Here is a 12,736-nt window from a genome sequence, read left to right on the forward strand (position 1 = left end):
AAACGAAATGATTTGCAAGTTAGTTAACGCCATGGAAGTGATTTATTGGTAAATATAGAAAAATATAAAGTAAAAGCAACATATAACAATAAGGAGGATATTCCTATGGGACTTGGTGGTAAAGGTGGTAGTGGTGGCACTGGCGACGGTGAAGCTGGACAAGATGGTAAGGGCGTTAGTAGCGGTTATATAGTACTCATTGTGCTCTTTATCATATTAATCGTAGCTGGAGTCGGCGGCTATAGTGGACTCGGTCTTTAACTTTCATCAGTAAGAAAAGCACTGGCTATATAAACGGCCAGTGCTTTCTATTTTCATTATTGATCATCCACAATAATATACGCTGTTCGGATTGGCCCATGTACACCTACCACAAGGTTCATTTCAATATCTGCGCTATTTGATGGACCAGAAACGAAATTCACACAAGCGGGCAGTTTTTTTCCTGATATATTTTGATCATGGATCATTTTTGTAGCTTGGGTTACTCTTGGCACGATCGTACTTTTAGGAACGATTGCAATGTACGACTCCGGAAGAAGGCTAACATGTCTTCCTTTTAACCCGTCATTAAATAGTACAACGGTTCCCGATTCTGCCAGGGTCATATCACTGAACGTAATGCCAAGGTCAGCAGCTTTCGCAAATGCTATGTCCTCTTCTTTATGATCCGATCCCCAAATACGAAAATGCGTTGTGCCTTCACTGTTGAAAAGTGGAGTAAGGCCGTACTCATGAAAACGCTCATCGTTCGCATACATTGCGGATTTAATATTCCATTCTTTTAGTAAAGATTGAAATGTTTCAACTAGATTTCCCTTCGTTGTTCGCTTTACTTCTGTATGAATGACTTCGCAGTGCTCCATTAACTGTACTACAAGTTCGTCTTGCGCGAGTCCGTCAAAAACAGTCCACTGCGGGGCAAAAGACCATTTCGGCTTTTTCACTGCTTCTGGACGTTTCCTACCAAGCTTTTCTGATAATTGGAGTAAAAATTCCTCACGATTTTGGATGGCCATCATCGTTCTCCTTTACGTGTTTTTCAAACCACTTTCGAAACGGTTGTTTTTTTGGAACCGGGAAATCTCTCGCATCTGTCCAAGCTTTTAACGGCCCAATGCCACGCTCGATTTTATCACCTTTCGCAAGAGGTTTTAATGCATACGGAGCGCTCTTCGCCGCAAAAGAAAATAAGCTAGGATTCTTCACTACTTTTTCAAAACCTTTCATAGCCGCATTCCAAGCTACAGGTGATCGTTTTTCTTCTACAATGCGGCTGCGATGTTTAATTAATAAGTCGTGTAACGGGATTTTCACTGGACATGCTTCTGTACACGCACCACAAAGGCTAGAGGCATAAGGTAAATCCTTATATTCATCATATCCCCCTAAAAGCGGTGTTAACACAGCTCCAATTGGCCCTGGATAAATGGAGCCATATGCATGTCCACCAATATGCCTGTATACAGGACACACATTAATGCATGCTGCGCAGCGAATACACTGTAGGACACTTTGGAATTCTGTCCCTACAATATCAGAACGACCATTATCCACAATGACTAAATGAAATTCCTCAGGTCCATCTGTCCCGCCAGGCTCCGTTAATCCTGTAATATAACTCGTTAACTTTTGTCCTACAGAACTTCGGCATAAAAGTGTTACTAAAACATCAAGCTCTTCCCATGTCGGAACAATACGCTCCATTCCCATAACTGTAATTAACGTTTTCGGAAGTGTCGTAGTAAGTCTTGCATTTCCTTCGTTTGCTACGATAGAAATTGACCCAGACTCTGCAACTGCAAAGTTACATCCAGTCACTCCTATATCCGCCGCAAAGAAATCATCTCGTAAATAGCTTCTTACAAACCTCGCCATTTCCGTAGGGTCAGATGTTCCAGTGTAATTTAACTTTGTTTTAAATATTTCACAAATATGTTCTTTATCTTTGTGAAGGCACGGAACAACAATATGTGACGGCGGATCGTGGTCGTTCACTTGTAGAATAAATTCAGCAAGATCTGTTTCTAACACTTCCGCTCCCGCTTCTTCAATTGCCTCATTCAAACTAATCTCTTCCGTTACCATCGATTTTGATTTCACAATTTTTTTCGCGTTTTTCTTTTTTACAATCTCTTTTACATATTCCCTTGCGTCTTCGGCCGTCTTTGCAAAATAAACAAAACCACCGTTTTTCTCAATATTCTCACTCAGCTCATATAAATAATAATCAAGGTTTTCTAATGTATGCTTTCGAATTTCTTCTCCTAAAGCTCGCCATTCTTCCCAATTACCAAGACTCTCAGTCGCTTTTAATTTCTTGCCCCTAAGACCATCTTGTGCTTTCCTAACAGCCTGTCGCATAAATTGATCACCAATACCGGTTGCAGTACGTTTATGAAAGGGATCGTTCCCAATTTTCATTCCCATCTTTATTTCCCCCTCTTATTTTCGGTCTTCATTTAATACTTGAGCGATATGTTTTACATCAATTGGATAGCCATTTCGTGTTAAACGTCCTTTTATATTCATTAGGCAGCTACAATCCATCCCAATTAACAAGTCCGCACCGGTTTCCATAATATGCTTTACTTTTTCATCGACCATTTGTTCAGAGATTTCTGGCATTTTCACTGAAAATGTTCCTCCAAATCCGCAGCAATCATAATTATGTGGCAACGAAACAACTTCTAGTCCCTTGACGCATTTTAATAATTTTTGTGGTGGTTCTTTAATTCCCATTAATCGGCTCATATGACACGATGTATGAACCGTTGCTTTTTTATGAAGCTCCGCACCTAAGTCTTCTTTCCCTAATATTTCAACGAGAAATTGTGTAAATTCATACGTTTTATTCGCAAGCTTCGTCGCTTTTTTCTTCCACTCCGCTTCACTGTCAGAAAATAAGCTAGAAAACTCGTGAACCATCATCACGCACGAACCCGATGGTGCCACAACATATTCTGAACTAGAAAAGACTTCAATCATATGTTTTGCAGCTGTTTTTGTTTCTTTCACGTACCCGCTATTATAGGCAGGTTGTCCGCAGCAAGTTTGGCTTTTAGGAAAATCAACTTCACAGCCTAAATCTTCAAGAATTTCGACGACATCACTTCCGACCTCTGGATAAAAAACATCTGCCACACAAGTGATAAAAATTGATACTTTCATATTTGCACCCCTACATACAATAAAATAAGCTCAAGTAACTCTATTTGTATATTATTGGTAAAAAAATGAAAAATATGAATAGAAATATGAAAAAAAGACTCTCAAATTTGAGCATAGTCATCAACTTTAAAAATGCATTGTTCTTAAAACTAAAAAACGAGTTGAATTCACATAAATAACTGTAAAAAAATTAAAAATTTTGTTTAGGGGGTACTTAAAGACCTTAGCTTGATGGGCATGTGACGGTGCCTCATGCTCACCAAGCTAGTTAGTGTCTGTTAAGTAAACCTTATGGATTTGTATATCTCATCCATCCACTTTCAGATTGTTTCGCTTTATACTTCCCATAAGACAGAAGCTTCATTGCCGAGCGATTGGCCGCATGAAAAACCAAGTTCAGCCTCCATTTCACTAGGTGGTGGATTCACAAAAAAACGCCATCCTTTCTTAGGGTTCTACAGAAAGAATAGCGTTTTTTCATTTTAGGGGGGATTTTATTCAACTGGAAAAGATACCCGAAATATTAAAGCATCTTTGACTAGATAACCACCTTTACACTGATTCCACCATCGCTCTACTGAATATCAAGTTCACTGCAATCACGATGACTGCACCGATAAGGGTTGCCAATACACGGTCGAACAGAATGATAAACTGGAACGGCTTGCCGGCTTCCATGATCAAAATAATGAGCGGGATCATCGTTGCAGAGTATACAAGATAATTTCGAACCTTTAGAAGAGGTCGAACACCTGCGAATAGTCCGATACTTATAACTCCCCCCCAAATTGGTAGACTAGTTGCGAGAAGCAAGCTCGCAACAATCACGCCGATTACTGTACCAAGCACTCGTTGTGTTGTTTTGATTGGAAAGAGTTCTATTTTCCGCTGAGTAAGGATCGCTACGGTAATTGCAATCCAATAGAAGTGGTGCTCGGGCCAAAGTATTCGCAATCCCTCAGCTATACCTAGACATAATGCGAGCCTGATTGGGAATTGCCAACCGGATAGGTGTGAAAGAGAATTCCCCCATAGAATGATTTTTTTCGATATTGGCACTTTCACATCTCCATCTAACGATGATTTATAACAACGGTGTACCCAGATGCCTAGCACCAAGCTGATACTGACGGTCCAAATCGCCCCTGCTAAGATTGAAAAAATTAGTTCCATCCGGTACTCCGTCTGGTCGACCATGTTGAGGATGATGATTAGGAATATGACAAAGCGTGTTGTTGCCACCGCCAAGGCATGACTATATCCGCCAATTAACGCAGCAAAGCTTACTAGCAGGATCAAGACTCCAAATGTCAGATAGCCATGTCCGAAAGAGAGAACAGCAGCAATTACAGCGAGCACTACTGATATTAGCGCTGATGCCAACTTTTTTCCGTGATTTATAAAACTCGAACCGACTTTCACGCTACTGACTGCCAAACTGCCGACCGATGCAGCAAAACCAAGTGCGGGATAGCCTAGAACTGTGGCGAACAGAACAGGTCCGGCCATACCTATGCCGGCGGAAATGAGTTCTACTATTTCTACCTTGGTCTCCTTAGACCAAGAAAACACTTGAGCCCTATATGTCTTTACATTCATCTATAGCACCTCTTCCGACCCAAAGAGTAGGGTATACAGTTTAATAATAGGCTCTTTCTTTAATCCATGGACATGTGGTGATACCTATGTCCACCAAGCTAATATTTTGAAGTATCCCCAAAATGAAAATTTTATCTTTCCAGAGTTATTTATAATAATTCAGCTCATTTTTTTCGATATGGGGAAATGCCAATTTCTTAAGCTGCTGGCGATGTGGCGAGACCCTACTTATAAGTAATTGATTAGAGGTGGTACAGATATTGTTATGGTTTAATAAGATTTCCGTAAATATCTTATAGAAACTGCGCTCCATTCCTTCATTCGACAGGGAATAATAAATATAAAAAAGAAGGCATCCTAACTGTGGAAGTTAGGATGCCTTCTTTCTTATAAAGCAAATCAATTTCTATTAAGCAATCGCATACGATAACAATTCATCGTTACTTCCCCAAGTCTTTGCAGTAATTGATAGTTCGCATATGCACCGACCGGGGCACCGATTATTGGTACGAGCTGAAGCATTTTCGCTAAATCGATATAGTCTCGGTACTCTGTTTGGAACTTTTCCCAGTCCATATGATTTTCTTCTTCTGTGTCCCATGTTTCGATTGCTTTCCATATTTCTTTTCGGTGGTCGTCACTTGAAAAGGCAAGTTGGAAAACGTGAAGGATAAAAAGGCGCTCTTCTTTGTCACTCGTATCAAATCCGTACAATGTTGCTGCATCGAATAAAAATTTAATTTTAATGCCGAGCAACAGCGGAAAGTCAGCAAGGCCAAGGAGAATACCACCTGCTCCCGTCCCAGCCCCTTCTGCCGCTGCTATTTTTTTGTACTCATCCATTTTTTTACGTACTTCATCATCTCGTCTTTGTAACGACCAGTTCGTCTCTTTTAATTTCGGCTTTATAAAGTTTGATCCGGCACTAATTGTTTGCACCATCATCCGAATCGTTTCTGTTAATACTTTTTGTACTTTCGCCGGAATAAGCTGTTGTACTTTCGTCTGCACTTTCTTTGAGAACCGTGTCATCATAGAAGAATCTTTCATGAATGTAGCTTTCCACTGCTCCAGTTCTTTTATAACCTTTTCTTCATATGTAATCATAGGTTCATTCCCTTCAATTTAAACGCTCAATACGTTTTGCCCCGTATTGATAAACGAAACCGATACTAAATACTATGCTTACGACTAGTAAAATTCCCGTCATCATGAAATCTTTCGTAGCAAGTGCAAATATAATTGTAAATATAACGCTACCTGTAATAAGAATTGCATTTAATAAAGTAAGAAAATCTTTTTTCTTCGCTTCTCCGCCTACTGGGTACAAATCAAGCCAAATTTTCATGCGGTGATGTTTCCATAAAGTTAATAGCTGATAACCGATTAAGTATAGGAAGATAAGACTTACGATAAATCGTCCATATAAAAACGGAATAAAGTAAAGAATAACTCCGCCAAGAGCGAGCAGGCGCACATATAAGCCGAAATAGTTACCAGATCTTAAGAAAGTTCTCGTATATAAGTATAAATAGGTACGCTTTTCGCCTATCATCGACAGAATGACATCAAGCCATTTTCTGCGTGCTACTCTCTCTTTTAATGCTGGTACATCAACGAACATATTCGCGATGCGGTACAGCAGCATCATCTTTTTACCTTCTTCAGAAATTAAATACTCCCAGTTCAGCGGCTTTCCCTTCACCATTTGATGCATGATAACGAGGTATAACACCATGAGAAGAACGATTCCGCTAATAAACATAACGGAAGTACGTTCTACAAGGAAATACACAAATAAGGCGTTTAAAATAAATCGAATGAACCAATCGGCTCTTTGTATATTTTGGTCTGTTAAGAATGATTTTTCCCACGCGCCGAATAAATTCCACGCTTTTACAATGATAAACGCGATTACAATCCATATGTAAGCCGCTCCTGTTTGTTTCATTTGCTGGAAGTATAACGGGGCAAGCGCTGCTGCTACGATTGCGATTATGTATAACTGAATCATAAACGTAAAAAGAAATGCCTTTGTGAAGTACGGTTTTAACTTTTCTTCAACTGGCAGCAAGTAAACGAGATCTGCTTCTTTTAACAACGTTTGAATTGATCCGGTCGTTAATACGAGCCCAAGCAACACTGCCATAACGAGGGCCGTCGGAAACGAAGGTGTTAACGTTTGTAACCATTGCTGGTAATAATACGCTCCTGCGCCGATGATGAATACGAAAATAAATTTTAAATGATCATTAAATACGTATTTACTATATGTACGAACTTCTTGTAGAAAGTGACGAAATCGTTCTTTCCATAACGCTGTGCTATTCATAATCTTCTTCCTTCGTTAATGCAATATAAATATCATCTAACGTTGCACCCGGCATATGAAACTGTGATTGCAGCTCAGATAATGTTCCCTTCGCTCTTACTTCGCCTTGATGCAGAATAATGAATGAATCACAATAACGCTCTGCCGTCGCTAAAATATGTGTACTCATTAAAATACCTGCACCGCTCTTTTTCATTTGATCCATCATTTGAAGGAGTGATTGGATGGCTAACGGATCAAGCCCAACGAACGGTTCGTCCACAATGTAAAGAGATGGCTCCACTAAAAATGCACTCATAATCATTACTTTTTGTTTCATCCCTTTTGAGAAATGAGACGGAAACCACTTCAAACGATTTTTCATACGAAATTCTTGTAATAATTGTCCTACACGTTCTTCATATTGTTTTTCATCTACACCGTAAGCCATCGCTGTTAACTTCAAATGTTCTTCTAGCGTTAGCTCATCATATAATACTGGTGTTTCTGGGATGAACGAAAAACTAGAACGGTACGCTGTCATATCGTCACGAATTGTTTTCCCATTAATTGTGACAGTTCCTTTTTTCGGTTCCATTAAACCGATAATATGTTTAATCGTCGTACTTTTACCCGCTCCATTTAAACCGATTAAGCCGACAAGTTCGCCTTTATTAACAGAGAACGAAACATCTTTTAATACAGGTCGTTTCGTATATCCTCCTGTAACATTTTCTACACGCAATAACTCGCTCATACGACACCACTTTCTTCATTTATATTCGTTCTATATTTATCTTACCAAAAATTACGCTGTACTACATAGTATCGATGCGTTCAAAAAAATTTTAAATTTGTTCGCATATATTATTACGAAAGCGGACATCATAATTATTGAAGAAGGAACACATTGAAAAAGCGACCACCTATTGATGAGTACAACAACATAGTGAAGTCATCATGAAATGGGGTGTCCATGTTGGACAAAGAAATTTACACATAACCAGATTATTTGTTTCATTTTCGAAACGGGGTGTCTCTGAAAGAGCATATACTGTTTTAAAAAATAAACAATTTCATTTTATAAAAGATTGCAATTCATTTCACTTGAAAATGGGGTGTCTACGGCAGAAACTTTAGCCGATTTACCGTGCATTTCTTAAATAAATGAGGTGTCTGCGAAACGTAAATTACGATAATGCTTTTTCAATCCCTCTTCAGAAAACAGGAAGCTGAGTCAGCTTCCTGTTTTTCGTGTTTGTTCTCTTATGTAATTATGGTAAAATACGGCTAAGGATATTTGAAAGGATGAGATCAATGAATCATACAGCGGACAATTGTATTTTTTGTAAAATTATTGATGGGCAAATCCCTTGCTCAAAAGTATACGAAGATGAACATGTGCTTGCATTTTTAGATATTAGTCAAGTAACAAAAGGACATACTCTTGTTATTCCAAAAGTTCACAAACAAGACATTTTTGCGTTAACGCCAGAAATCGCATCACACATTTTTTCTGTCGTTCCGAAAATCGCAAACGCGATTAAAGCAGAGTTTAATCCAGTTGGCTTTAACCTACTTAACAACAACGGTGAAAAAGCTGGACAAACTGTGTTCCACTTCCACCTTCATTTAATTCCACGCTACGGTGAAAACGATGGTTTCGGTGCTGTTTGGAAATCACATCAGAATGAATACACTATGGAAAATTTACAAAACATCGCAAGTACAATTGCAAATAGCGTGAAATAGTGACACTATAATAAGTAGTCATACATAACAAGCCACTTTCCTAAAGTGATTAAATATGGCACGGCTTGTTTCTCCACTTAAGATGCCAGGGACTGCACACTTTCCTTTCCCTCGTCTTAAAGATATGCATATTTTTTCACATCATGAATACGAACAAAAAATAAGGAGGTCTCCTTTTATGTCAAAAGCTAAATCCTTTATTACAGGTGTCATTTGCGGCGGAGCAGTTGCTGGACTAGCTGTTCTTTTCTCAACTCCTTCTTCTGGCAAAGACATGCGCGGTAAGTTAAAAGAAAAAGGAAATGATATTAAAAAGACTTTAGCTGATATTACAGCTGATACAAAATTATTAAAACGTCAAATCGTTGAAACTGCTTCAGAAGGTAAAGAAGTGTTCCAAGAATTAAAAGACGACATGCACGATACACTTTCTAACTGGAAGCAAGATATTTCTCAAAACAAACGACATATTGAACAAGAGATTTTGGACATTCAAAAATCAATTGAGAAACTACAAGAAGCTGTTCCGGAAAAAGCGTAAACAAATTCCTGCTTAGTTTTTTGCATATAACAAATATTTTTTATATAAATTGACCTTAACACGGCATATCACATAGATATGCCGTGTTTTTATGCATTTACAATATATGTTATCACTTAACATGTATGGACAACACATGTATTCACGACTCATAAACCGCTTCCATAGTTATGCATGATTTGTATAGAATGTCATTTTTTTAAAAAATTTTCACAATTCTCACAAAAAGACTTTATTAATTTTTATTTTACTGGCATAATAGATAGTAATGAAAAAGAATGTTAAAGTGGGTGAGTATATGAAAAGTGGAGAAAAAGATTACTCGGTAAAAGAAGCGATGATTTTCAGCCAACGCATTGCTCAATTATCGAAAGCGTTATGGAAATGTGTAGAGAAAGATTGGCAGATGTGGATTAAACCTTATGATTTAAACATTAATGAGCATCATATTTTAACAATCGCTTATCATTTAAAAGGGGCTTCTATTTCTGAGATTGCTAAGTTTGGAGTTATGCACGTATCAACTGCGTTTAACTTCTCGAAAAAGTTGGAAGAACGCGGCTATCTTGTATTCTCGAAAAAAGAAGATGATAAACGAAATACGTACATTGAAATTACAGACAAAGGGGAAGAATTACTACTTCGCTTAATGGAGGAGTATGACCCTGAAAATAATTCAGTGTTTAATGGGGCTCTTGCACTTCGTAATTTTTATGGGAAGTTCCCAGAAAATATCGAACTGATTGCTATCTTGCGTAACATTTACGGACAAGACTTCATCGATATTTTTGAGAAATCATTAGAAGATATTGAAGAGAACTTTACAGAATCCGATCAAAAGTTAGTTAAGAAGTAATCTATTTACTTTTTCGCAATCATGCTTAAGAATTCATTCATAAGCGGTTTGAATAAACCTTGTTTTGCTAGCGCTTCCGCAGTTTCGTGTACTTCGAGCTGATGTGGAAGCGCTTTTTCAAATTGATCTAACAGCGCATCAAACAAAAGAAGTCCTTCTGCTTTCTCCGCTACATATTGTTCGTTCAGCTTTTCACAAAGATGTAGTATACGTTCAACATCTTTTTTACGAGCTTTTTTCTTTATGATCAAAGAATAAAATGGACACTTTTCTTCATCAATCATTTTAAATAGTAGGTCTACGTAGTATTCAGCTTGTTCTAATCTTCTAACAACGTCCATTTTCTCCCTCACTTTCTAACACAAAGTCTTCTATTTCTGAATTTTATAACACGAACAAAATATCGTATGATACAATATATAAAGTATATGTATTTTAGCCAAAAGGAGGTCTCGCCTCATGACACTTATAACAGTTGTTTTTGTCGCATTCGCACTTCTTGTTATATTTTACACGAATTTCATGACACATACACTGTGTGAACGAAAACAAATATCTGCGAGCCGCCAACCCGGTGTCTTTCGGGTTATTAATGTATGTATAACAATTTTATTAATTTCTAGTTATATAGAAATTATATTTCATGGAAAGTGAGGAAGGAAAGCCCCTTCCTCACTTTTTTCCTCTATAAGCAAATTATACCTACTATAACCAATAAAATAAACAGTACAAGTAATAAAATAAGTTGAGAATTCATCCCCATCCCCTCCTCTTTTCTGTATATGCGGCATATGCCCATTACGGTACACCTTCAAAATCTGACACGTACTGGTTAATTTTTCTTTATCAATATGAAAACACGTCGAAATATGATATATTAAATTTTGTACATATTGCTTATACTATGAAATAAATGACACGCATCTTAACTTTATCCTAAAGCCTCGGTAAGCCCTGTTAAGCGCGCTTTACCAATATAAAAAGCAAAAGTATCAGTGAGACTTAATCGGGCTCTTATGAACTAAAATTCATCGGTATAGGATAAATTAAAAATACATAATAGTAGGAGTGTTTATTGAATGAAGAAAGCTATGCTTGCCTTAGCCGCAACAAGTGTAATCGCATTATCAGCATGTGGAACATCATCATCATCAGACAAAGTTGTTACTTCTAAAGCTGGTGACATTACAAAAGAAGATTTCTACACGCAAATGAAACAACAATATGGTAAACAAGTACTAAACAACATGGTTATGGAAAAAGTACTTATTAAAAACTACAAAGTCGAAGACAAAGATGTAGACAAAAAGTTCGATGAAATGAAAAAACAATACGGTGATCAATTCGATACACTATTAAAACAACAAGGTATTAAAGAAGAAACTATAAAAAATGGTGTGCGTGCTCAATTAGCGCAAGAAAAAGCTATCGAGAAAACAATCACTGATAAAGAATTAAAAGACAACTACAAGCCTGAAATTAAAGCAAGCCACATTCTTGTAAAAGATGAAGCAACTGCGAAAAAGGTAAAAGAAGAACTTGGACAAGGTAAATCTTTCGAAGAGTTAGCAAAACAATACTCTGAAGATACTGGTTCAAAAGAAAAAGGTGGAGACTTAGGATTCTTCGGACCTGGTAAAATGGTTAAAGAATTCGAAGAGGCTGCTTACAAGCTGAAAAAAGATGAAGTAAGCGAACCCGTGAAATCACAATTCGGTTACCATATCATTAAAGTAACAGACATTAAAGAGCCAGAAAAATCATTCGAACAATCTAAAGCTGACATCAAAAAAGAAATCGTTCAGAAGAAAGCACAAGATGGCGAATTCATGAACGACCTTATGATGAAAGAAATCAAAAAAGCTGACGTAAAAGTTGACGATAAAGATTTGAAAGATCTTTTCGAAGAGAAGAAAACTGACGCTAAAAAAGAAGAAAAGAAATAATGAAATAAAAAGCTCGGGCTTAGGCCCGAGCTTTTTTATGTATCCTCTTCGTTAACGAAAGTTTATTTTTTCATTCGTTTAACTAAAACCATCTTTTATGCATTTTACTTAAAAACATTTCTGTAATTTTAAATCCAGAACTTTCGCCTATAATAGAGTCAATCCCGCAATGCGGACAAACTGCTGTGTTATCATCATCCCACCACTCTGTAATTTTTTCTGGATGGAAAATTTCTAAACAATAGAAACAACCACATATAACATCCTTTTCTAAGCGCTTTCTATTACGAGAACAAAATCGATGTGCTTCCTCAAAATACTTTTGCATCAGTATCCCCCTATTCCTGATTTTCTTCTTTGCTTTACTTACATTCTCCTCAATAAAATTGCAATTCTCCCTTAAAGAAAAACACAAAAAACCTCGATCCACGCCACACGGAATCAAGGTTTAGCTTATTATCATTGATTAAATTCAAAAACTATGTTAAATTAGTACAGAAACACGTTTCCTAAAACGAAAGGAACGTATTTATCCGTATCTTAATTGTACACCAAAACAC

General features: G+C 37.3%; 15 protein-coding genes. 6 read left to right on the forward strand and 9 right to left on the reverse strand.

Translation table 11 applies throughout. The annotated features are described in order from the left end of the window. Window positions 1-105 precede the first annotated feature (105 nt). A complete protein-coding gene (locus AC0NJG_RS18400; RefSeq protein WP_142940636.1) occupies window positions 106-261 on the forward strand; it encodes a sporulation protein YjcZ in 156 nt (51 codons plus the stop codon). Between the two features lie 56 nt (window positions 262-317). Here AC0NJG_RS18400 and AC0NJG_RS18405 read toward each other — a convergent pair whose 3' ends face one another. From AC0NJG_RS18405 to ecsA, 7 genes are all read right to left on the reverse strand, one after another. Next, window positions 318-1,019 (reverse strand): LutC/YkgG family protein, encoded by a 702-nt coding sequence (locus AC0NJG_RS18405; protein WP_087951585.1) that lies wholly within the window; start codon window positions 1,017-1,019, stop codon window positions 318-320. Next, window positions 1,000-2,430, reverse strand: a complete 1,431-nt coding sequence (locus AC0NJG_RS18410; protein ID WP_087951584.1) for a LutB/LldF family L-lactate oxidation iron-sulfur protein — start codon at window positions 2,428-2,430, stop codon at window positions 1,000-1,002. Before AC0NJG_RS18410 ends, AC0NJG_RS18405 begins: the two co-directional genes overlap by 20 nt. A gap of 15 nt (window positions 2,431-2,445) precedes the next feature. After that, window positions 2,446-3,171 (reverse strand): (Fe-S)-binding protein, encoded by a 726-nt coding sequence (locus AC0NJG_RS18415; protein WP_087951583.1) that lies wholly within the window; start codon window positions 3,169-3,171, stop codon window positions 2,446-2,448. A gap of 552 nt (window positions 3,172-3,723) precedes the next feature. Continuing rightward, window positions 3,724-4,770, reverse strand: coding sequence for an FUSC family protein (locus AC0NJG_RS18420; protein ID WP_087951582.1), 1,047 nt, complete (start codon window positions 4,768-4,770; stop codon window positions 3,724-3,726). A gap of 399 nt (window positions 4,771-5,169) precedes the next feature. After that, entirely contained in the window at window positions 5,170-5,877 is a 708-nt protein-coding gene (ecsC, locus tag AC0NJG_RS18425) for an ecs operon protein EcsC (RefSeq protein WP_000634127.1), read from the reverse strand. A gap of 13 nt (window positions 5,878-5,890) precedes the next feature. Then, window positions 5,891-7,102: an ABC transporter permease EcsB gene (gene ecsB / locus AC0NJG_RS18430; RefSeq protein ID WP_087951581.1), complete on the reverse strand. Its 1,212-nt coding sequence runs from the start codon at window positions 7,100-7,102 to the stop codon at window positions 5,891-5,893. Then, window positions 7,095-7,838: an ABC transporter ATP-binding protein EcsA gene (gene ecsA / locus AC0NJG_RS18435; RefSeq protein ID WP_001292602.1), complete on the reverse strand. Its 744-nt coding sequence runs from the start codon at window positions 7,836-7,838 to the stop codon at window positions 7,095-7,097. The genes ecsB and ecsA overlap by 8 nt, the downstream gene beginning before the upstream one ends. Before the next feature lie 560 nt (window positions 7,839-8,398). On the opposite strand from ecsA, the gene AC0NJG_RS18440 reads away from it, so the two are divergent. From AC0NJG_RS18440 to AC0NJG_RS18450, 3 genes are all read left to right on the forward strand, one after another. Beyond that, a complete protein-coding gene (locus AC0NJG_RS18440) occupies window positions 8,399-8,833 on the forward strand; it encodes an HIT family protein (RefSeq protein ID WP_001016840.1) in 435 nt (144 codons plus the stop codon). 178 nt (window positions 8,834-9,011) lie between these two features. Further along, window positions 9,012-9,374 carry a YtxH domain-containing protein gene (locus tag AC0NJG_RS18445; RefSeq protein ID WP_000030301.1) on the forward strand — a complete coding sequence of 121 codons (363 nt, stop codon included), beginning with the start codon at window positions 9,012-9,014 and terminating at the stop codon, window positions 9,372-9,374. Window positions 9,375-9,672: 298 nt separating this feature from the next. Further along, on the forward strand, window positions 9,673-10,230 hold the full coding sequence (locus AC0NJG_RS18450; protein ID WP_000834918.1) for an HTH-type transcriptional regulator Hpr: 558 nt from the start codon (window positions 9,673-9,675) through the stop codon (window positions 10,228-10,230). Window positions 10,231-10,235: 5 nt separating this feature from the next. Here the strand turns inward: AC0NJG_RS18450 and AC0NJG_RS18455 are convergent, their stop codons facing one another. Beyond that, complete coding sequence (locus AC0NJG_RS18455; protein ID WP_000383660.1) at window positions 10,236-10,571, reverse strand: DUF1878 family protein; 336 nt, start codon at window positions 10,569-10,571, stop codon at window positions 10,236-10,238. Window positions 10,572-10,689: 118 nt separating this feature from the next. Here AC0NJG_RS18455 and AC0NJG_RS18460 point away from each other — a divergent pair, with 118 nt between their 5' ends. Then, on the forward strand, window positions 10,690-10,884 hold the full coding sequence (locus AC0NJG_RS18460; RefSeq protein ID WP_000172692.1) for a hypothetical protein: 195 nt from the start codon (window positions 10,690-10,692) through the stop codon (window positions 10,882-10,884). 425 nt (window positions 10,885-11,309) lie between these two features. Beyond that, entirely contained in the window at window positions 11,310-12,176 is an 867-nt protein-coding gene (gene prsA / locus AC0NJG_RS18465) for a peptidylprolyl isomerase PrsA (protein ID WP_071723759.1), read from the forward strand. A gap of 82 nt (window positions 12,177-12,258) precedes the next feature. Here prsA and AC0NJG_RS18470 read toward each other — a convergent pair whose 3' ends face one another. Next, complete coding sequence (locus AC0NJG_RS18470) at window positions 12,259-12,504, reverse strand: cytoplasmic protein (RefSeq protein ID WP_088327933.1); 246 nt, start codon at window positions 12,502-12,504, stop codon at window positions 12,259-12,261. Window positions 12,505-12,736: the final 232 nt, after the last annotated feature.

The sequence above is a fragment of the Bacillus sp. SSR7 genome, assembly GCF_055902415.1.

Bases quoted from the DNA above. Each gene is read 5' to 3' on its own strand.
- AC0NJG_RS18400 (WP_142940636.1), top strand. From the start codon at position 106: ATGGGACTTGGTGGTAAAGGTGGTAGTGGTGGCACTGGCGACGGTGAA.
- AC0NJG_RS18405 (WP_087951585.1), bottom strand. From the start codon at position 1,019: ATGGCCATCCAAAATCGTGAGGAATTTTTACTCCAATTATCAGAAAAG.
- AC0NJG_RS18410 (WP_087951584.1), bottom strand. From the start codon at position 2,430: ATGGGAATGAAAATTGGGAACGATCCCTTTCATAAACGTACTGCAACC.
- AC0NJG_RS18415 (WP_087951583.1), bottom strand. From the start codon at position 3,171: ATGAAAGTATCAATTTTTATCACTTGTGTGGCAGATGTTTTTTATCCA.
- AC0NJG_RS18420 (WP_087951582.1), bottom strand. From the start codon at position 4,770: ATGAATGTAAAGACATATAGGGCTCAAGTGTTTTCTTGGTCTAAGGAG.
- ecsC (WP_000634127.1), bottom strand. From the start codon at position 5,877: ATGATTACATATGAAGAAAAGGTTATAAAAGAACTGGAGCAGTGGAAA.
- ecsB (WP_087951581.1), bottom strand. From the start codon at position 7,102: ATGAATAGCACAGCGTTATGGAAAGAACGATTTCGTCACTTTCTACAA.
- ecsA (WP_001292602.1), bottom strand. From the start codon at position 7,838: ATGAGCGAGTTATTGCGTGTAGAAAATGTTACAGGAGGATATACGAAA.
- AC0NJG_RS18440 (WP_001016840.1), top strand. From the start codon at position 8,399: ATGAATCATACAGCGGACAATTGTATTTTTTGTAAAATTATTGATGGG.
- AC0NJG_RS18445 (WP_000030301.1), top strand. From the start codon at position 9,012: ATGTCAAAAGCTAAATCCTTTATTACAGGTGTCATTTGCGGCGGAGCA.
- AC0NJG_RS18450 (WP_000834918.1), top strand. From the start codon at position 9,673: ATGAAAAGTGGAGAAAAAGATTACTCGGTAAAAGAAGCGATGATTTTC.
- AC0NJG_RS18455 (WP_000383660.1), bottom strand. From the start codon at position 10,571: ATGGACGTTGTTAGAAGATTAGAACAAGCTGAATACTACGTAGACCTA.
- AC0NJG_RS18460 (WP_000172692.1), top strand. From the start codon at position 10,690: ATGACACTTATAACAGTTGTTTTTGTCGCATTCGCACTTCTTGTTATA.
- prsA (WP_071723759.1), top strand. From the start codon at position 11,310: ATGAAGAAAGCTATGCTTGCCTTAGCCGCAACAAGTGTAATCGCATTA.
- AC0NJG_RS18470 (WP_088327933.1), bottom strand. From the start codon at position 12,504: ATGCAAAAGTATTTTGAGGAAGCACATCGATTTTGTTCTCGTAATAGA.